Consider the following 21,080-nt stretch of genomic DNA (forward strand, 5'->3'; position numbering starts at 1 on the left):
GGGATTTTTTTTTAGCTCTTTTTCTGCCTTTGGAGTACAATCAAACAGGAAAGAATAATGAGCGCTCCGCCAAACAAATACCAATAGTTGCAGGAAGTATCTTCTGAAACTTCCCCGTAAAAAACAAAAGCACTCCAATAATAAGGCGATTTTTTGCCATTAGGGATAGCCTTGTCATTCAGGAATTTCATTTTTGCCTTATGGTTTGCAATTGAGTAACTATTGCCTTTTTTATAATGGGTATAAAAGTTTTTCATAAGCAAGGAAGTCGTAAAATCATTTACTTTCCATAAAGAAAACAACAGATTTTCAGCACCTGCATTCTGGAATCCTCTGGCAATGCTTATTGCGCCTTCTCCTCTGTATAATTTTCCTATTCCGGTTTCGCAGGCGCTCAATACTACCAAATCCGGATGGATATCTAACGAATACAAATCGCTGTATACTATGTCCTGATTGTAAAAAGAAATAGTAGCAGGAACGTCGACAGTACCGGACGAAGCATGTGTAGAAAGATGCAGTATAGGATGTTTTTTGCTTTCTTTTATAAAATGGCCATAGGTTGCCTCCGATTTTTCAAGATAAGCTCCGGGAAACAGTTCTTTAATTGCTTTCATTTCCTCTAAAGAAAAAACCAGGCTTCTGCTACTGTTTTCAAAAACCGGGAAAACTCCTAAAACAGAGGCTTCTTTTAAGTGGCGGTTTTCACGGTTTAAATAAAAATCGGCAGAAGTTTCGTAACTTATGATTTCGTCTTTCATAAGATATGGGAGCTTTGAAAAGTCTGTGCTTTGTGAAGCTTTTGTCAGCAGAGATTCAAAAGAGACAAAACACAGGAGGCCATCCGGAATTATGAGGTGTTTGCTGGTTTTTATTTTTTCGAGAGCAAGAAGTTTATATAGGGCAAAACTTTGTTTTTGGTAGCCGGAAACATGGTTTGAAATGGCAGAGGCTTCAGTGAAATAATCCAGATAATCTGTAATCGTTTTTTTGTTTTTTGGGGAATTCGGGAAAGACTTCAGCCGTATTCCGTTGGATGCAATGTCAAAAATATAAATAGTGTCTTTTCCGTAAAAGTAGGAGGTAAGCGTGATATCATCGTTTTTAAGCTTGACATACAGCCTGTCCATATCAAATTCTGAAGTCAGTTCCATTCCGTTTTTCCCAAAAGTTTTTTTCAGTTCGGCTATCTTTTCATTTTGGAATGACAATGTATTGTTTATGACTTCCAGGTTGGCATTTTCACCCTTTTCCTGCTCTTTGGTGATAATGGCAGACAGTTCGTGAATTTTATATAAAATTTCCTTTTGTTTTTTACTGCCTGATTTTTTTGTTAGCGCAATATAGTTTTTTAAGGCCTTTGATTTGGTTGTTTCCTGTAGTTTAAAGGCCTGCTCTAAATATTGCCTGTCGTTCGTTTTATGGAAAAGCTGTTCGTAGATTCCGATTGCTTTTTCGACACGATTCCTGATATTCGAAGTATGGAGTAATGATGTTTCTTCATAAAAAAACACGGTGGAAAATCGTGAATCAATGGCAAAAGTAAGTTGGTAGCAGTCAATGGCTTTGAAATAGTTTTTTTGTTCGGTATAGGTCTGCGCCAATATTTCCAATGCATCAATCAAAAGAGTTTCAGGGTAGAGGTTTTTCTCTTTTGGAAGTATATTTTTAGGGTTATAGCCGGGAATGAGTTCTTTAAAAATGGCACGGACTGCATTCTGGCTTGCCATTATTTTCTTTTGGTCCAGAAATAATTTTGCTTCTTCGAGATAAACCTGCGAAATATCACGCCTTGAAGTGCCAATCAGGCTGGATTTTGCTTTTTTGATATATTCTTCTGCCTTTGGGTAATTCCTTTGCTTTCTGTAAACCAGGGCCAGATTTTTATATACGACAAAATCAGGCAGTATGCTTTCGGCTTTTTCTAATGCTTTTTTTGAATTTTCGTATTCTCCCAATAAAAGATAGTTTTCACCTAAAAGCGAAAGCAGTAAGGATTTCTTTTCGGAAGATAGCTTGTCAACAGGCTGGCTTTCCAGTAAATCAATTGCTTCCTCGCTTTTTCCTATGCTTTTGTATACGGCAGCCAGATTAATAACAGCACTGGTTTTTTGTTCTGTGTTATTGTTTTTTATAGCAAGAAAAAGGTACTGTTTGATAGTGTTTTCTGCACTGGTATAATCGCCTGTTAAGGTGTAGAGATTCCCCAATGGTTTGAGACAGTACTCAACAATATCATAGTTGGTGAACTGATGGCTTTGAAATAAGGATAATGCTTTTTCGTAAGAACGTATAGCATCAAAATACAAACCAAATTGTTTCTCATAAAAAGCTTTATTGCAGTCCAGAATTACGAGAGCCAATATTTCGTTTTTTGATTTGGGCTTTGGGTCGTCCCAAAATTGCTTTTCGGTAATTTCAAGATTTTTTATTCCGGTTACTGTAGGGTTGGCTATGAATTGGTCTAAAACTGCATACAACTTTTCTTCCCTTGTTGCATTTTTTTGCGCAAAGGCCCATTGGGTAAACAATAAGAAGACTAAGAATTGTTTCATCAGAATTTCCAGATTGCATAAAATTGCCAATGGCTGAAATCGTTTTCAAAACTCCACACATAACGCGCTCCAAGGCTTGGCCCTATACGGGAAAATCCAAATGTGACATCTGCAAAAACATTGCTTTGCATTTTTTCAAATGCCTTTGTTTTGGTCTTTTCTGTTTTGGTGTCTCTGGCCACTTCCTCTCCGCGTCTTGGGCCATCAGGATTATTGAATAGTGGCTGAAAATATCGGGTTATACTGTTGTTTTCCATAGTTTCATCCAATGCGACCGAGAACTGAGGACCCAATCCAAACCCTATATAGTTATTAAGATTATAGCGTAAGGAAACAGGAACGACTTCGGCTAAATTCCGGACTGTTTTCTGGCTGTTTTCTTTTTGTACATAGGCAACGTCGAGAACCGTTCCGTTAGATAAGACCAGAGGCGGTGAAATTTGTGTCAACACCGGGTCACTCGCAGAAGAGGAACTGCTTTCCATATAATTGTAATACAATTCGGCCTGCAAATACCAACGATAGGATTTATATGGGGAAATAGTAGCGCCCAGAAAATAGCTTTTCGGATTTTCCTGGTCGGGAAAATAATTATATCCAGTGCGAACGCCAATAGAAATTCCCGGACTGAAACGTGTCACCGCATAATTGGTAATGATAGGTTCATTCTTATCGAAAATAATAGCAGTACGGCTTTTGGTCTTAACTTTGTGGAAATCTTTACCAAATTTTAAACTGTATTTTACGAATCCTTTGGTACTGTCTTTTTCCATTACATTTTTTTGGTTGCTTCCGGGCAGATAGATATTCTTAAATGTAAAATGGATTTGGTTTTTTAAGACAATCGTGTCAAGACAGCTGTAATTTACTTCTTCATTTTTGGGACAGATTTCGCATTTCGGATACATGTCTACAATCTTTAAGGTCGATTTGTCAAAAATATCCGGAACATCCGTTTCCAGCTTTATCTTTCGTGCCGGACCTTCACCATCATTCTGAAAGCGGGTTTTGAAATTCAGGGTTTTAAAACGGACGAGCCTGTAATTCATGAAAAAACCATTGGAAGACATCTTGTTGGGGTCGTGAGAAGTCACAATTTCCATTTCAAGATTTTTTACCTTGTGGTTTTTATAATTCCTGTCCGGTACAAAAACGCCTCGGATTGTGAGGGTAGCACTGGTGTCCTTAATCATTTCGGGTGTAGTCCTGAAAGTGAAGAACAGATTTCGGGTTTGTTTTGGAGCAAGGCTGTCAAATTCAAAAACCTTTGAATTGCGATAGAGTGCTTTTGACTGTTCCAGCGTTTCTTCCAGATTTTCCAAATCTTCTATGTTTTTTGGATTTCTGAAAAAGGCATTTGCATTACTCGCCAGATAGGTTTCGTGTTTGTCATAGTCGTCAACAAAAGCATAGTTTTCTTCCAGCTTTTCTTTTTCATTTTCGTATGCCCGGGCTTCCGGTATTCCAAAATTATCGTCTTTGAACTGTTTGTCGTTATAAAAAAGATAGAGTTTCCCGTTAGTAGAATAATCTTTTAGGTTTTGGTAGCTCATCACCACAATAATTTCTTCGTCGGGTATGGGTTCCCGGTTTTTTTGCAGCAAGAAACCGTCATGTTGCTCAATAGAAGCAATGTCCTGATAGTCTGTTTCCGATAGTTCTGTTACAGCTACTGTTTTGGGGCGTGTGGCAGGTGGCTTTCCGTTGTCGTAATTGTTGGTCACGGCAAGCCGTACGGTTTTGTCACCTTTCTTTTTGTAGGTATGTTTTGGTTCCTTTTCCTTGCTGTAATGTCCGTCCCCCAATTCCCAAAAATAAGTGTAATTGGCAGAAGGTGCTCCTGCAATCTGTATTAAAGGCGGAGTTTCAGGTTTGAAAGATACCTTGTTTCCCTTTTGGTCAAAACCAATTATGGCTTTTCGGGTTATAGTGTCCTTTGGTTTGGTTTGCGAAAAGCAAAAAGAAATTCCCAAGAATAAAGCGGCTATGAGGATTAATTTCTTCATAATCAAAGGTGTTTTGTTACTATAAATGTAAAAAAAAGTGATGAGTTGACATCACTTTTGTTAAAATTATATTAATAGTTTCTTAAGGCAGCGCATTGATGGCTGCTATTAATTGCGCTTCTGTTCCCAGAGTTGTCTGTGCCAGGGTAAAAACGTGTACATCGTTGGCGGCAATTGTTGCCGGTTTGATTGCATAACGCCATTGTCCGTTATCTTCTGTGACAAAAATGATATGGCACTGCAATCCGATAGGAATCTGTCCGTAATGCTCTGAAAATTGATTGGTTACGGGATTATAAGTGTCAAGTTTTGCCAAAGAACTTCCTTCGCCGTCATAGTGAAGATAAATAGCGCTGTTTTCGAAATTATATCCTTCAGGTGCTTCAGCCAATATGGTAGTTTTTGGTCTTGGGTCATTATAGAAACGGTCAACGTTTGTCCAACCGAAGCTGCTAAAATAAGCGTAGTAGTTTGCGCCTTCTACAAAAACGCCGTTTTGTCCGTTGGCACCACGGTCTTGTTGATCCCATTCAAGATTGCCGTCTTCATCAAATGTACCGTCCCATAAAGACATTCCTGAATCAGGACCTCCGGTAAGGTTGGTAGGAATGATTACCTGCATTGGACAGGAAATCTGAAGTTGCTGACCATTTTTTGTGGCATTGATAAAAAATTCTCCCCCTGAAATTAACAATGCCATATCGCCGTTTGACATTCTTCCCATGGTTGTCTTGTCAGTGGCAAGCATAGTGCCGGGGTCAAATACTTCAGAATACTTAACTACTACTTCTCCACTTACCGGATTCCCGTTTTGTGTCAGGCAGTTTCCGTTTATTGTGAATTGGACACCTTTTGCGCTCGTGAAAGTCGTTACTCCGTCTTCTGCGTTAAAAGTAAAGGTTTGTACGCCTAAAGCGTCTTGTCTTAAAGCTGCAAATGCAGAGGCTGATGGTACATAATCTGGCGAATCGCCATCGTCATTTTTACTACAGCCGGCTACCAGGATTCCTAATAGCAGGAATTGTCCGATTTTTTTAAAACTTGTTTTCATGATTTCTGGTTTTTTGTGATTATTATATATACATATATCAATTGGGTCTGTAAAATGTTACCCCTGGTTATTGAAAAACAATGTCGATGTAAGGAATTCCGAAATCCGGTACCGGTCCTCCTGTTCCATAAAAGTCAGAAGCGGTAATTGTCATCAGTGTGTTTGATACAGGATATGGGCTTGGTCCGTTAAATCGCAGTAATCTTCCAACGGTGTTTCCAATGTTTCCTAAATAATTTGTGACTGTTCTCTTTAGCGTGTAAGAAGTTCCGGCTGTTAAGGCAGTAGGTGTTATTGAAACATAGTCTGTAAGAGCAGAATCGAAAATGTGGTTTCCGCTATAGACAACGGTATTGGTACTATTGTCTACAATTTCAATGAGATAGGGAATATTGGCAGTATAAAGATTCGCATTTCCCTGATAGCCTATGGAGCATACTGTTTTATTCGCGCTCAACACAAAAGTATATTCGTGAGTCTGCAAATCCATTGTCGTGACATCAGTAAAAGAAGGGTCGCTTGCCAGGGTTGTGGTATATAGCTGACTGAATTCGGAATTGGCCGTGTTGCAACCGGCAGGCACAGGCTGATTTTGATTATCATCATTATTGCAGCTTATGGTTGCAAACAGGCCTAAGAATACTAATCCGATTTTTGTAAAACTTGTTTTCATGATTTCTATATTTTTTGTGTTAACTGTTCTTATATCAATTGTGTCTTGAAATTGTTACCCATCTTAGGGAAGGTTATTGATAATCTGTACAAGATTGGCTTCACTGGCCGTATTGAGTTCGCCGGCAGAAAAAGTATAAGTGCCATTTTCCTGTATAGTAACCGGTTTTATTCCGTATTTCCACATTCCGTTTTCTTCAGAAATAAATATGATATGGCATTCCAGTCCGATTGGGAAAGCCGGATAGCTATTGAATGTAAATGTTTGCGTTAAAGGGTCTCCAAACAAATTAACCAAGGAGTTGTCGTCTCCGTCAAGCGAAAGAAAAACTTCGCTGTTTGCATTGGTGTAACCGGCAGGAGGAATGACGTTAATAGTAGTTTTTGGATTCGGATGGGTGTAAAATTTATCTACATTGGTCCATCCAAAATTGGCAGAAAAAGTAGTGTAGGCTGGCGCAGCACTATTTCCAAATCCTAAATCCCATTGGTTTTGCTGTACCCAGACCAGATTTCCATCAGGTAAAAACTCTCCGGTAAAAACATCCATATCGGTGTCAAGTCCTCCGGTCAATGCTGCGGGAATTTGTATCACATAACCCGATGTTGCCAATTGCTGGCCGTTTTGCTTTGCATTGACATAAATTTCCCCGCCCGAAGTCAATATTTCGAAATTATTGCCCGGAAGTTTGGCTACAGTAGGTTTGTTGGTTACCAGCATGTCGCCCCGTTGGTAAATTTCTATGACCTCTACTGTAACAGGGCCTGCAACCGGAGTAGAATTAAGCGTGATAGCTCCTGCGTTAAACTGGATTATGGCTCCTTGTGTTGTAGTAATATAATTGGTAGTTGACGCATCGATTGTAAAAACCTGTTTTCTTGAATTAATAGCCTCAGAGAATAAAGCATTCAATTCGTTGCTTGTAGGGAATGGATTCAGGTTTTGGTTGTTGTCGTCGTTCATGTCACAGCTCAATAGTGAAAAAGAGGCTATAGACAGGATTCCTATTTTTTTAAAGAATGATTTCATAATTTCTACTGTTTTTAATTGGATTAATTGTTCGCTAGTTTTTTTGACGGGCTTACCTCTCAAATTCTGCACTTCGTATGATTTTATAAGTAAGGATATCGTTTGTGCTGATTAACTGAATCATTTTCAAGGCATGGTTTTCAGAACCTGAAAATCCTTTGGCAGTACCGTTTACGGTTTCTACTTCCCAGAAATACAAGCGTAGCATAGGATTAGAGGCTTCATCTGCTAATTGGTAATAGCTTTCTATTTTTTTATCAAGAATAATTTCGCCGGCAGCTGTCATGGCAATCCTGCTTTCTGCTTTTTCTAATGACCGTGCGGTACCGGAATAGCTTCCCTGGTCAGTTTTTACGCTCCAGTCATATACGATTATGATTTTGTCTGCTGTGATTTCTGTAGTGTTTTCATTATTTACGGCAGTTCTTTTTTCTGTAGCATTTGCGCTTATCGACAATGCTATCATTACTAATGTTAAAATGGACTTTTTCATGATTTCTAAATTTTTTAGTGTTATTGTCTTTGTTTCTGTCAGTACATCAATCGTCTTTCTGAATTGTTACCCTACCGGAAATTGATGTGCTTTGTATACCTATATACCTGTTGTGCCAAATTTGTTACCCTTGTGTTTTTATTTTTTCTACATTAGCAGTAAACAAGGCAGTTATGACAGAAAAGAGTATTCATTCTGACCAATTTTATATTGAAGGATTGCTGCAAAATGATTCGGCAGTTATCAAATCCATTTATAAAAATTTTGTCCCTAAAGTCAAAAACTATATCCGTACCAATAGCGGCGATGATGATAATGCGGCCGATGTCGTTCAGGAAGTTCTTGTGACTATTTACCATCAGGCAAAAACAAAAGGATTGCAGCTCACCTGTCCGTTTGAAGCCTATTTTTTTCTGCTCTGCAAAAGGAAATGGCTCAATGAATTAAAAAAACCTTCTAATAAAGGGGTAACAATTAATGACAACATTGTATCTACAGACGAATCAGCCTATGAACTGGTCCTGCAATCAGAATCTTTTGATGAAAGACAATCACTGTTTGATGAAATGTTCCGGAAACTTGGCGAAAAGTGCCAGGAAGTTCTCAAACTCAGTTTTGTCTTGAAAACGATGGAAGAGGTGGCCCGTCAGCTTAATGTGACATACGGTTATGTGCGGAAGAAAAAATCACTTTGCACAGGGCAGTTAACAGAAATGATTCAGCAGTCGAACCGATATAAATCGCTAAAAAAATAAGATTATTATGAATGAAGAGGCATACATCCGTTTTGAAAACTACCTCAATAATGAAATGTCAGAGGAAGAACGTCTGGATTTTGAATCGGAACTCCGGGATAATTCACAGTTTAAGGAAGGCTTTGAATTGTATAAAGAGACAACGGCTTTTGTAAAGCAGAAATTTTCGCCGGAAACCATGGCATTCAAGAAAAATTTAGAGTCCATTTCTGACGGCTATTTTGCTGAAGGTAAAAAGAAGGCTAAAGTCATTTCAATTAAGCCCTGGCATTATGCTGCTGCGGCATCAGTGCTGTTGCTTCTGGGAACCTGGATTTTTAATAAAGACTCCATGCCGGAATATAGCGATTACAGCCAGCATGAGAATGCGGCTTTTGTGGAAAGAAGTACGAATGACGAGAATTTAAAAAATGCTCAGGATTTTTTCAACCAAAAAAAATATGCTGAGGCAGTGGCGTCGTTTGAAGAAATAAGAAATGCAGATAATCCGGAATACCAATATTTTTATGCTATAGCCTTGATAGAAACAAACCATTTTAAAAAGGCGGAAATGCTTTTGGAATCCATCAGGAACGGAAATTCAGTTTATAAAAATAAAGCAACATGGTATCTGGCATTGTCTGAATTGAAACAACTTGATTATGAGCAATGTAAAGAATTGCTTCGGCAAATTCCTGAAGATGCAGAAGATTATGAATATGCCCAGAAATTACTACAACAATTAGAGTGAGGAAAAACCGGCTTTCTCAGCCGGTTTTTTTATTTCTTTTTAATTTTTAATGGTGTTTTAGCTGTTTTTATTGATTATAATTTATGTAATTAATTAAAAATGAGAATATTTTGTATGTTTTGAATTAAATTTTGATATATTTGAAATGTTGCGATAATCAAAATTTAATCATTATGAAACAAAATTACCATCAAAAATTGTTTTTTGCCCCAATCAAAAGACAGTCTTTTTTGACTGTGGTATTATTTGTATTGGCTTTTGGAGCTAATGCACAGATTTCAACGTTTCCGTGGATGGAAACTTTTGAGGACAATTCGCCATCCCGAGGTGCCTGGACCCAAATTTATGAAGTAAATAATATGTCGTGGACATTTGCTACTTCGCCGTCTACAGGTGGAGGCGGAGTAACGGCCTATGAAGGCGTTAAATTTGCCAATTATCCCGGAACTTCACACGATTTTGACAAAACCAAACTGGTGAGCCCTGTGTTGGATTTGTCGGCTGTAAGTAATCCATCGGTTAGTTTTTATTTCAGAAATCCTTTTTGGAATCCAGACCAGAATTGGCTAAGGATTTTTTACCGTACATCCGAATCTGCGGCATGGGTACAAATTGCGGAGTTCCATTCTGATGTCAGAACCTGGACTTCATCAGGCGATATTGCACTTCCGTCACCTTCTGCAACCTACCAGATTGCGGTGGAAGTTGAAACCGATTACGGATATTCTACAACAGTTGATGCATTGGAAGTAAAAGGCAATGCACTTGGACTTCACGACTTCTCAAAATCAGTAGTAAAATACTATCCAAACCCAACAGGAGGATTGTTGAATCTGTCAAGCGGCGAGACAATTTCTGATGTGACAGTGTTTAATCTGTTAGGGCAAAAAGTATTAGAATCTACAATTAATTCAAATCAGGGACAGTTGGATATTTCGTCTCTTACCAGCGGCAATTATGTAATTCATGCCAACACAGAAAAAGGCAAAGAGATTTTCAAAATTGTCAAGAAATAAAAAAAATATATAACGCAACAAAAAATCCCCTGAGAATTTTTCTCAGGGGATTTTTTGTTTTTATAATGTTTCTTTCAGCCATCTGAAGAATTCTTTCTGCCAAACCTGGGCGTTTTGAGGTTTGAGTACCCAGTGGTTTTCATCCGGGAAAAGAACAAATCTACTCTTGATGCCTTGCAATTGTGCGGCCTGGAAAGCTTCCTGTCCTTGTCCGATTGGAACACGGTAGTCTTTTCCTCCCTGGAAGATTAGAATAGGAGTATCCCATTTGCTCACGTTGTTGATTGGGTTGAATTGCGAATAGGTTTTTTGTGCCGCTGCATTACCGGCTTCCCAGTATGGTCCTCCGGAATCCCAATTCGTGAAGAATACTTCTTCGGTTGTGCCATACATACTTTGAAGGTTGAAAACACCGCAATGTGCTATAAATGTCTTGAATCTTTTTTGGTGGATTCCTGCCAGATAAAACACAGAATAGCCCCCATAGCTTGCGCCAATGGCTCCCAGTCTTGTTTTGTCAACATAGTTTTCTTTTGCAACATCATCAATGGCAGAAAGGTAGTCGTCCATTACCTGGCCTCCCCAATCTTTACTGATTTGTTCGTTCCATTCTACTCCATGACCCTGCATTCCTCTTCGGTTTGGCGCTACTACAATATAACCTTGTGCTGCCATAACCTGGAAATTCCACCGGAAAGAATAGAATTGTGTTAAGGCAGACTGCGGACCTCCCTGGCAATATAAAAGTGTCGGGTATTTTTTGTTCTTGTCAAAATTAGGGGGAAGAATCACCCAAACCAGCATTTTCTTTCCGTCTGTAGTGGTTACATAACGTCTTTCAAATTTGCTAAGTGCAATTTTTGAGTAAGCAGCATCATTTACTTTTGTGATTTGTGCCCATGTTTTTTTCTTCAGGTCATACGAATAGATTTCTGCCGCATGGTTAAAATCTGTTCTGGCAACAATAGCCTTATCTCCTGAAAAACCAACAATGTCAGTTACGTCAAAATCACCGTCCGTAAGCTGTCTTACTGTAATGGCAATTCTTGTTAATCCCGGGAAATTAACTTCAAACAATTGTTTTGTTCCGTTAATTGGTGCCAGGAAATATACTTTTTTTCCGTCGGCGCTCCAGGTAAAGCTTTCCACTGTTCCGTCCCAACCGGATGTAAGATTGATGTCCATTCCTTTAAAACGGACAATAATGTCATTTTTGTCGGCCTCATATCCGTCACGTTTCATCTGTAACCAGGTAAGGTCGCCATTTGGAGAAAACTGCGGAGCCGTGTCATAGCCCGGATTTTTCTCCGTAAGGTTTTTTGTGGTTTTTGTGGCGAGGTCGTATTGGTAAAGGTCGGTATTGGTAGAAAGTGCATAGGCCGTACCTTCTAATTTTTTAGAAACATAAACGATACTTTTGCCATCACGTGACCAGATATAGTCCTCGTCTCCGCCAAAAGGCTTCTGAGGCGAATCATACGGCTCATCCTTCATGATGTCCGTAAAGTTTTCCTTGTCGTTTACATTTGAAAAAACCACGTGATTGTGCGTTCCGTCATTCCATGTATCCCAGTGGCGGTAATTCAGCCCGTCATAAACCTGAGCATCCGATTTCTCTAAATTAGGATAGTAGTCTTTCCCTAAAACCTTCCCAACTTTTACTTCTTTACTTGCCAGTAAAAGCTTTCCGTCTGGAGAAATGTTTTTGTCCTGAACAAGAGTGGTGTAGTCTGCAACTTCGGTCGGATTTCCTCCTGAAATTGGAATGCTGTAAAATTTAGAGTTTGACTTGTTCTCTTCTACAGAAGGAATCGAAACTTTGTAGATTATGTTTTTCCCGTCTTTTGAGATGCCGAGAGGGCTGACCCGTCCTAGCTGCCAAAGCAGTTCGGGAGTCATTACGTTTTGTGCGGTAGCCGTTAATCCAATCATGCTAATGGTTAAAAAAAGAATTTTTTTCATTTCAAATGCTGTTAAATAAAGGCTTAAAGGTAAACATTTATTCAAATACCATAATAAGAGCAATAAAAAAAGGCTGTCCGAAAAGACAGCCTTCTGCAAAAATGAGAAAGAATTATTTTTTGATGAAACGTTTAACAGATACAATTTCATTGTCATTAATTTCAACGATATAGTTTCCGTCATTCAAAGAAGCAACGGAAATGGTGCCGTCCTGAATTTTTCCTTTCAAGACTTCCTGTCCAAGCATGTTTAGTATTCTGAAACTGGCTTTTTCTGAAACCGATGTCAGGTTGATAACCGAAGAAGCCGGGTTCGGATATAGCTTAATTTCATTTTGTATGTTATTTTCTCCTTTTCCTGTGGCTACAATATTTACTGTATAATCCTCCACTTGTCCATAAGAAAAGGCTTCGCAGGCGGTAGGAATTCCGTCATATTTCATAGAGACTCTCATACGGGTAGCTCCTAAAGTAGCTCCGGCAGGAATCGTAAAGCTGCCGCTTACAGGGGTTGTAGTTGAAGCCGCTTTTGTCCAAACCTGTTCTCCGGAATCGGTGAAATCGCCATCGCCATTATAGTCAATCCAAACTGCATAGCCTTCGCTATAAACGGTGCTTGTCCAGGAAGGCGTTATGGTTATGGTGTATGTTGCTCCTCTTGTGGCATTGGTCGAGATGGAAGTAAAGTTGGTGTATCCGGTACCTCCGGTTGAGGTGTTGTCAATAGTGCCAAACTGCACACGTCCTATTTTCTCGTCGGCTACACTATTTCCTTGCGAAGCGCAGTAGGAAACGGAGTTTGACAAGGTAGTTACATTGGCATTGTTGCTTGAAGCCGACAAATTTCCGGCGGCATCTTTTGCTTTTACAGAAAAAGTATAGGCAGTAGCTGCTGTCAATCCGGTTACTGCATAGGAAGTTGTGGTTACGGTTGTTTTTAAAACGCCGTCTTGATATACCTCATATCCGGTAACGGCAACATTATCTGTAGATGCTGTCCAGGACAGATTTGTGGTTGTCTGTGTAGTTCCTGTGGCCGTCAGGCTTGTTGGGGCAGTTGGAGGTGTGGTGTCAGCAGTTCCGGCCTGAATGTTTACGGTATAGTCTTCTACTTCTCCATAAGAAAAAGTTTCACAGGCTGTTGGAATGGCATTGTATTTCAACGACACTCTCATTCGGGTTGCGCCCGTTGCAGCCGTAGCCGGAACTGTAAATGAACCGCTTGCCGGGGTTGCTGTTGATGCGGCTCTGCTCCAAACCAATTCTCCTGCATCATCAAAATCGCCATCACCATTGTAGTCAATCCAGGCAGCGATACCTTCGGAATAAGAAGTTCCTGTCCATGTTGGCGTTACGGTAATTGTATAGGCTGTTCCTTTGTTCAGGTTGGTTGAAATAGAGGTGAAATCAGTATATCCGGTTCCTCCTGTCGATGTGTTATTGATGGTTCCCAATTGAACTCTTCCAATATATTCATCTGCCACGCTGTTTCCTTTAGAGGCGCAATAGGATGCGGTTCCGGCCAATGTTGTGATGTTGACCGTGTTGCTTGATGCTGATAAGTTACCTGCCGCATCTTTGGCTTTTACATAAAAAGAATAGGCGGTAGATGGTGTCAATCCTGTTACGGGATAGGTCGTAGTGGTTACGGTGGTTTTCAGTACGCCGTTTTGATATACCTCATATCCGGTAACGGCAATATTGTCTGTAGAAGCCGTCCATGATAAATTTGTAGCTGTTTGGGTTGTGCCCGAAGCTGCCAGACTTGTCGGTGCTGTTGGAGCTGTCGTATCGCCGGAACCAGCTGTGATGGTGAAATTGGTATTAGAGATATCAAAGAAAATATGGTTTGACCCTTTGACCATAATCCTGTTTTGTGTGCCGGGATTGTTGGGAACGGTAATGGCCTGACTTCCGTCATTTGGAGTTCCGGCCAGTAGCGTAATTGGGTAGGTATCACCACCATCAGTAGATAACAAGATGTCTACGTTTGCGGCATTTACTCCATTAGTTGTTGTTCCTGCTACATTCCAGGTTACAGTTTGGGAAGTTCCTGCTGCCCATGAAACGGCCGTGTTTGGTGCTGTTACTACAAAAGGCCCTGCGGTTCCGTTTACAGTAATGACCGTATCATCACTATTATTTGCCGGCCCGCCTGCTTTGTTATCCCTCACTGTCAATCTAAAATTTAACGTTCGTGCCACATTTGGAACGGCTTCCCATTTCCAGGTTGTTGCGCCTGTCTTGATGGTTTCCAGTCTTGGAAAATAACGGATGCCTGAAGTTGAAGGCACGAAGGAGCGGAAAGCAGGACCTGACGTGGCGGTAGCGCTCGGATAGGTAGTGCTTGAAGTTCCTGAATTCATCTGTTCCCAGCAATAGGTCAGCGTATCGCCATTTGCATCGGTGCCGGAACCTGTCAGTAGGAAAGGAGTTCCTTTTGGAATCGTATAATCGGCACCTGCATTAGCTGTTGGAACGGCATTGCCTGTTGCTGTATTGGTCTGACAGGTGGTTGTTTTTACATAATTTGTAACCTGCTGGATGCTTACGGCATGAAAGAAAGGGTCGCTATGCGGTTGTACGTCTGTGGCTCCCGTGATTCCGGCATACCCCATAATTGTTGTGCCGCTTCCCGGCTCATTTTGTACACCGGTTCCTTCGTTGCTGAAGGTAAAGGTGTGGTTGGCCCCGAATTGGTGTCCCATTTCATGGGCTACGAAATCAATGTCAAAATTGTCGCCTACAGGAACGGTACTGGTCGTGAATCCGCTCCCTTTTCCGGAAGCACATACGCATCCTATACATCCTGCATTTCCATTGTTTCCAATAGCCGACATCAAATGCCCAATGTCATAGTTGGCATTTCCAATTACGCTGGTCAGGGTAGATTGCAATTGTGAATTGTAATTCGCATCCGTACTGCCATACGGGTCGGTTGATGCATTGGTGTAAATTACGGCATCTGTATTGGAAATAAGAACCATCCTAACGCCGAAATCTTTTTCAAACACACCGTTAACCCGTGTCATCGTATTATTGATGGCCGCTAAGGCAAGGGCTTTGGTTCCTCCATGATAGGCGGTATATTCTCCCGTAACCGACATGGCCAATCGATAGGTTCTCAACGTGCTGTCGTCTGCATTCGGGCGTTGTGCCAGATTAGAGTCCATCTCGTTTTTTGCATGGTCGATTACCTGACATTCAAATTTTGTGAAACCCATTCTTTTGTCTGCTCTTTTAAAGACAGCATAGGTTTTTAAATCTTTTGAAAAGGGCTCGATGAATTCAGCAGGCTTGTCTGCTGCCAGTTTCATTCCCTGAAACCCAAGTGGCGAAACGCTGAAATAAATTGTTGCGGTCGGGTCTGTGATTCCAATCCCAATATAGGACTTGATTTCAGGATATCGGGCAGCAAGTTCAGCCTCCATGGTTTGGACATCAAAGATGCGGTATTGTTCGGAAATTCCTTCTGCATTGGGAATGGAAACGATGACATCTGATTTTGATTTGTTTCGAAGCGGTGCCTTTGACAATTCATTTTTTAATGAAGTAATGTCCAGTTCGAATAGGTTCTTTGTGGGAAGAGGCGTCCGATTTTCAAAAATTGTGACGCTGCTTTTTAGGTCTGTTTTTTTCCAGGGCGATTTTCCATTTTGCGCAAACGAAAATCCAGTGAAAGCCAGTAAGGCCACTGATAGTAGAATCTGCTTCATAAATTAGTAGGTTGGTTAAATTTGGTTATATCAAATGTATATCAATTTTCTTTATATTGTTATAAATAACCAAAGAAAATATTAAAAAATTATAAATATAACTTACAAGTGTTGTTATTGTTGGATTATTTGTAATTATGAGATGAGATGGTTTTTTTGCTGAAAAAGCTTTTTTAGGTAAAAAATTAAGAATTTAAGGCCATTCAAATGAGGGTTGTCAAAAAATATAACTATTTTCACGAACTAAAATAATTACGGTTTGAAGAACAACAATAAACTATTTATAGCGATTATCATTGCTTTGGTTCTTGGGGTAGGCTTAGGAGCTTTTGTGCATTACCAGTATCCGGATGGAAAAGCAGAGTTTGCCAAAAATATAAAACTCTTTGGAACGATTTTTATCCGTTTGGTGCAAATGATTATTGCTCCGTTAGTGTTTTCGACTTTGGTAGTTGGAATTGCCAAAATGGGCGATATGAAAATGGTAGGAAGAGTTGGTGCCAAAGCTATGGCCTGGTTTATTACGGCATCATTAGTATCCTTGTCGGTTGGATTAGTACTGGTAAACTGGTTGAAGCCGGGCAAGGGAACTTCTATAAAAATGGATGATTTGTCATCTGCTGATGATTTGCTGAAAAATACCAATTCATTTTCTTTAGAGCAGTTCGTAACACACGTGGTGCCTAAAAGTGTAATCGAAGCTATGGCAACCAATGAAATTCTTCAGATTGTAATTTTTGCCATACTTTTTGGAATTGCCTTGTCATCAATGGGCAAGATTGGCAATCCGATTATGAAATCCCTTGATATTGTTTCGCACGTAATCCTGAAAATGGTAACCTACATTATGTGGACGGCGCCTTTGGGTGTTTTTGGGGCGGTTGCAGCAGCAGTTGCTAATTATGGTTTTGAAATCTTTAGCCTGTATGCCCGATATTTAGTTGATTTTGCTCTCGGAATTGTGGTACTGTGGATACTATTGCTTTTAGTTGGATATATGATTTTAGGCAACCGATTGTGGACTTTGCTGAAAAGGATAAAAAGTCCGTTGCTTATCGCTTTTTCCACAACTTCAAGCGAGGCCGTATTTCCAAAACTTGTCGAAGAATTAGAACGTTTTGGCTGTAAGAGCAAAATAGTTTCATTTACATTGCCGTTAGGTTATTCTTTTAACCTGGACGGAAGTATGATGTATATGACTTTTGCCAGTATTTTTATTGCGCAGGTTTATGGCGTACATATGTCATTGGGAGAACAGCTTACGATGCTTTTAGTACTGATGCTAACCAGTAAAGGAGTTGCGGGTGTGCCCCGTGCTTCGCTGATTGTAGTTGTAGCCACCTGTGCCATGTTTGGAATTCCGCCGGAAGGAATTGCACTCATCTTGCCAATCGACCACTTTTGCGATATGGCAAGAAGTATGACCAACGTATTAGGAAATGCTTTGGCAACAACGGCAGTTGATAAATGGGAATCAGAACCTGAAACAGTAACACAAGAAACAGCATAACGATGGAAAGCTTTGAGTGGACTCAATTATTGAATCCGGAATTCTATATTAATTTAAAAATCAGCGGTGTTCCAATAGGAATTTATGTTGTCTTATTTATCGTATTTGCAGAAACTGGCCTTTTTGCCGGATTTTTTCTGCCGGGCGATAGTTTGTTGTTCTTGTCGGGAATTTACAGTACAGAACTGACATCGACACTTTTTACCATCAACAGTGATTTTGTAAATCTGGTCGTTTTGTCAACCATGATAGCGACAGCCGGAATACTTGGAAATACTTTCGGATATTGGTTTGGAGCAAAAAGCGGCTACTATCTCTATAACAAAAAAGATACGTTCTGGTTCAAGAAAAAATACCTTATAGAATCAAGGGTGTTTTTTGAAAAACATGGCGGGAGAGCTATCATTTTTGCCCGTTTTGTCCCAATTATCAGAACCTTTGCGCCAATTGTGGCAGGCATTGTTTCTATGGAGAAAAAGAAATTCATGTTCTATAATATTGTCAGCTCGTTTTTATGGGCCTTCACGCTTATTTTTGCAGGACATTATCTTTATGACCTGTTCCTGACAAAATTTGAAATCGACCTGAAAGCACATATCGAATTTATTGTTTTAGGTATTGTTGCCATTACTACTGTTCCGCTGGTTGTCAATTACCTGAAGAAAAGAACTGCACCAAAAGACGGTCAGGAAGGAGCATAATCTTGTAGGCGGCAATTGGAAATTGTCTATTTCAGAACCAAAATAAATCAATGATGAAAGCAAATCTAAGCTACTGGGAACTCAAAAACTGGTTTTCAAATATAGATTTTGCTGTAGTTGGAAGCGGAATTGTTGGGCTTCATGCGGCTTTAAGACTCCGTGAAAAATTTCCGGAAAGCAAAATTCTTGTTTTGGAAAGAGGATTTCTGCCGCAAGGAGCGAGTACTAAAAATGCCGGATTTGCCTGCTTTGGCAGTATTTCTGAAATTATAGACGACCTCAGGAACCATTCTGAAGAAGAAGTCATACAGCTAATCCGAAAACGTTGGCAGGGATTGCAACTGCTTAGGAACCGATTGGGTGATGCCGCTATTGATTATAGATTATATGGCGGTTATGAGCTTTTCCTTAAAGACTCGGAAAGTCATTATAACGAATGTCTTCAAAAAATACCATTTATTAATGAGGTGTTGAAGCCCTTATTCAAGGCGGATGTTTTTGCTAAGCAAATTGACCGTTTTGATTTTAGAGGCATCCATGAATATCTTGTTTTTAATCCTTTTGAAGGTCAGATTGATACCGGAAACATGATGGGAGTTTTGTTGAAGCAGGCAATTGCCGCGAATATTCTTATTCTTAACAGACAGAATGTGGTTGCCTATCATGAAACTTCGGAAGGCGTTCAAATCAGCACCGATGATTTTGATTTCAGCGCCAAAAAACTGTTGTTTGCCACCAACGGATTTGCAGAAAAACTGACTAACGGAGCCGTAAAGCCGGCCAGGGCACAAGTGCTAATTACAGAACCAATTCCCAATCTGGACATAAAAGGAACTTTCCATATTGACAGAGGTTATTATTATTTTAGAAATTTTGGTGACCGCATTCTTTTTGGAGGGGGAAGGAATCTTGATTTTGAGGGCGAAACGACATCAGCATTTGGACAGACAGATTTAATCCAAAATAAACTTGAGGAAATTTTAAAAGAAGTAATTTTGCCGGGGCACAATTTCAAAATTGAACACCGATGGAGTGGTATTATGGGAATGGGTTCAAGCAAAAAGCCTATTGTTGAAAAACTTTCCGAACATGTCTATTGCGGCGTAAGACTGGGAGGTATGGGAGTTGCAATTGGCAGCCTTATAGGTCAGGAATTGGCAGATTTGGTAACAGGCTAAAAAAATAGTTAAGTTTTTATATTCATATGTTGAGAAAAATATTCAGGTTTTTATGGAAGTGTGCGCTTTGGTTCTTCGGAATCTCAGTTTTTTTTGTCATCCTTTTCAAATTTGTTCCTGTTCCGTTTACACCTCTGATGGGTATTCGTGCTCTGGAACAAAAGCAAGCAGGAAAAGAAATGACTTGCAGCCATGACTGGGTGCCACTTGAAGATATTTCCGTTAACTTTCAAAAGGCTGTTATTGCCAGTGAAGATGGGACCTTTTTAAGCCATAATGGTTTTGATTTTAAAGCCTTGCAAAAAGCCTACAAAAATAATTCACGGGGAAGAAAGCTGAAAGGAGGAAGCACCATTTCACAACAAACAGCAAAAAATGTATTTCTTTGGCAGGGAAGGAGCTATCTGCGAAAAGGGCTTGAAGCTTATTTTACAGTCCTGATTGAAATATTTTGGGGCAAAGAACGTATTATGGAGGTATATCTCAACAGTATCGAAATGGGAGATGGCGTGTATGGCGTACAGGCAGCATCGCAATATTGGTACAGTAAAGATGCTTCTCAGGTTTCAAAAAGAGAAGCTGCCGGAATTGCTGCAATACTTCCTAATCCCCGAAAATTCAAGGCGACCAATTCGTCGGCCTATATTGAAAGAAGAAAAGGCAGAATCATGAAACACATGAATTATGTCAAGCTAGACTATTGATTTATGTGCCGGAAAATTTCTTTGTTTTTGCTACTGATTTTTGCATTGCCGCTTATGGCTCAGCAAAGAAATGGAGAAATAGGAATAATTATAGATAACGACCTGTTTACTTCGACGGTCAATGACCAGTATTACACCAACGGTATCGAGATTTTCTACCGGTACATGAATCACAACGAGAACCCAAAAGTCAATAAAAAAACAACCGAATTCAGGGTTGGACAATACATTTATAATCCACACACTGTTGAAGCGGCTTCCATTTCAAAGCACGACCGTCCTTTTGCAGGCTATCTTTTCGGAGAAGCGGGATTTGCAAAATTTTACCAAAACGAATCGGTTTTGAAGTTAGGAGCACAACTCGGTGTTATTGGTCCCAATTCACAGGCTGAGGGCTTTCAGAAATTATTTCATAAAGCTTTTGGTTATAAAGATGTGGAAGGATGGAATTATCAGATTCATAACGGAATAGCCGTACAGGGAAGTTTGTTCTATTCTAAAAAGATTGGTCCAAAACAGACGGATAAAATCGACTACCATATTCAGGGTGAAGCAAATTTAGGGACGGTGTTTACCGGCATTACAGTAGGTCCGCTGGCACGAATCAGTCTTAAAAAAACATTGTTGCCTGTTTATGATTCGGGACTGTATGGCGCGTCATTAAATGCAGATAAGGCAAAATATAAAGAACAGTCCGAGTTTTATTTCTACATCAATCCGAATCTGAATGTTCAGGTTTATGATGCCACGATACAGGGCCGGCTTTTTAACGACAACAGTCCTGTAACTTATAATCTTGTGCCGTTACGTTTTAACGGAGAAGCGGGTTTCCGTTACAGAAAAGACCATTGGAATCTTCATTACCTTTTCGTTTTCAGGAGTAAGGAATTGCGGAATGACAGAATGGAAAACTATTTTTACGGCTCTATTGGTGCGACATATTTGCTGTATTAGACCTAGGCGTTGATATTTTTCCTAACTTTAGGAACATAATCAAAACTT

Annotated in this window: 16 protein-coding genes; 8 read left to right on the forward strand and 8 right to left on the reverse strand. The window is 39.9% G+C overall.

Annotation, left to right across the window (positions count from 1 at the left end; all coding sequences use genetic code 11):
* Positions 1-11 precede the first annotated feature (11 nt).
* From ASG38_RS04895 to ASG38_RS04920, 6 genes are all read right to left on the reverse strand, one after another.
* Positions 12-2,555 carry a CHAT domain-containing protein gene (locus tag ASG38_RS04895; RefSeq protein WP_157486045.1) on the reverse strand — a complete coding sequence of 848 codons (2,544 nt, stop codon included), beginning with the start codon at positions 2,553-2,555 and terminating at the stop codon, positions 12-14.
* The gene (locus ASG38_RS04900) at positions 2,555-4,561 is read right to left on the reverse strand and encodes a PKD domain-containing protein (protein ID WP_056067719.1); all 2,007 of its coding nucleotides are present in this window, start codon (positions 4,559-4,561) and stop codon (positions 2,555-2,557) included. The genes ASG38_RS04895 and ASG38_RS04900 overlap by 1 nt, the downstream gene beginning before the upstream one ends.
* A gap of 82 nt (positions 4,562-4,643) precedes the next feature.
* Entirely contained in the window at positions 4,644-5,612 is a 969-nt protein-coding gene (locus ASG38_RS04905; RefSeq protein WP_056067721.1) for a hypothetical protein, read from the reverse strand.
* Between the two features lie 67 nt (positions 5,613-5,679).
* Entirely contained in the window at positions 5,680-6,285 is a 606-nt protein-coding gene (locus ASG38_RS04910; protein ID WP_056067724.1) for a hypothetical protein, read from the reverse strand.
* Between the two features lie 63 nt (positions 6,286-6,348).
* Complete coding sequence (locus tag ASG38_RS04915; RefSeq protein WP_157486048.1) at positions 6,349-7,314, reverse strand: hypothetical protein; 966 nt, start codon at positions 7,312-7,314, stop codon at positions 6,349-6,351.
* Between the two features lie 52 nt (positions 7,315-7,366).
* A complete protein-coding gene (locus ASG38_RS04920) occupies positions 7,367-7,807 on the reverse strand; it encodes a hypothetical protein (protein ID WP_157486050.1) in 441 nt (146 codons plus the stop codon).
* A 173-nt stretch (positions 7,808-7,980) separates the two neighbouring features.
* On the opposite strand from ASG38_RS04920, the gene ASG38_RS04925 reads away from it, so the two are divergent.
* The 3 genes from ASG38_RS04925 (at position 7,981) to ASG38_RS04935 (ending at position 10,308) form a co-directional block, all read left to right on the forward strand.
* Positions 7,981-8,562, forward strand: a complete 582-nt coding sequence (locus tag ASG38_RS04925) for an RNA polymerase sigma factor (RefSeq protein ID WP_056067730.1) — start codon at positions 7,981-7,983, stop codon at positions 8,560-8,562.
* 7 nt (positions 8,563-8,569) lie between these two features.
* Entirely contained in the window at positions 8,570-9,292 is a 723-nt protein-coding gene (locus tag ASG38_RS04930) for a tetratricopeptide repeat protein (RefSeq protein WP_056067731.1), read from the forward strand.
* A 173-nt stretch (positions 9,293-9,465) separates the two neighbouring features.
* Complete coding sequence (locus tag ASG38_RS04935) at positions 9,466-10,308, forward strand: T9SS type A sorting domain-containing protein (RefSeq protein WP_056067733.1); 843 nt, start codon at positions 9,466-9,468, stop codon at positions 10,306-10,308.
* Positions 10,309-10,368: 60 nt separating this feature from the next.
* Here the strand turns inward: ASG38_RS04935 and ASG38_RS04940 are convergent, their stop codons facing one another.
* Both ASG38_RS04940 and ASG38_RS04945 read right to left on the reverse strand, forming a co-directional pair.
* Positions 10,369-12,270 (reverse strand): S9 family peptidase, encoded by a 1,902-nt coding sequence (locus tag ASG38_RS04940; RefSeq protein WP_056068445.1) that lies wholly within the window; start codon positions 12,268-12,270, stop codon positions 10,369-10,371.
* 112 nt (positions 12,271-12,382) lie between these two features.
* Positions 12,383-15,985, reverse strand: coding sequence for a GEVED domain-containing protein (locus ASG38_RS04945; protein WP_056067737.1), 3,603 nt, complete (start codon positions 15,983-15,985; stop codon positions 12,383-12,385).
* A gap of 259 nt (positions 15,986-16,244) precedes the next feature.
* Here ASG38_RS04945 and ASG38_RS04950 point away from each other — a divergent pair, with 259 nt between their 5' ends.
* The 5 genes from ASG38_RS04950 to ASG38_RS04970 are packed head-to-tail and all read left to right on the forward strand — an operon-like array spanning position 16,245 to position 21,032.
* Entirely contained in the window at positions 16,245-17,495 is a 1,251-nt protein-coding gene (locus ASG38_RS04950; protein WP_056067739.1) for a dicarboxylate/amino acid:cation symporter, read from the forward strand.
* A gap of 2 nt (positions 17,496-17,497) precedes the next feature.
* Positions 17,498-18,196 carry a DedA family protein gene (locus tag ASG38_RS04955; RefSeq protein ID WP_056067741.1) on the forward strand — a complete coding sequence of 233 codons (699 nt, stop codon included), beginning with the start codon at positions 17,498-17,500 and terminating at the stop codon, positions 18,194-18,196.
* A gap of 53 nt (positions 18,197-18,249) precedes the next feature.
* Positions 18,250-19,374, forward strand: coding sequence for an FAD-binding oxidoreductase (locus ASG38_RS04960; RefSeq protein WP_056068447.1), 1,125 nt, complete (start codon positions 18,250-18,252; stop codon positions 19,372-19,374).
* Positions 19,375-19,400: 26 nt separating this feature from the next.
* Positions 19,401-20,078, forward strand: coding sequence for a monofunctional biosynthetic peptidoglycan transglycosylase (gene mtgA / locus ASG38_RS04965; protein WP_056067743.1), 678 nt, complete (start codon positions 19,401-19,403; stop codon positions 20,076-20,078).
* A gap of 27 nt (positions 20,079-20,105) precedes the next feature.
* The gene (locus ASG38_RS04970; protein ID WP_235498567.1) at positions 20,106-21,032 is read left to right on the forward strand and encodes a lipid A deacylase LpxR family protein; all 927 of its coding nucleotides are present in this window, start codon (positions 20,106-20,108) and stop codon (positions 21,030-21,032) included.
* Positions 21,033-21,080 lie beyond the last annotated feature (48 nt).

This window comes from Flavobacterium sp. Leaf359, assembly GCF_001423985.1.
GTDB classification, from domain to species: Bacteria; Bacteroidota; Bacteroidia; order Flavobacteriales; family Flavobacteriaceae; genus Flavobacterium; species Flavobacterium lindanitolerans.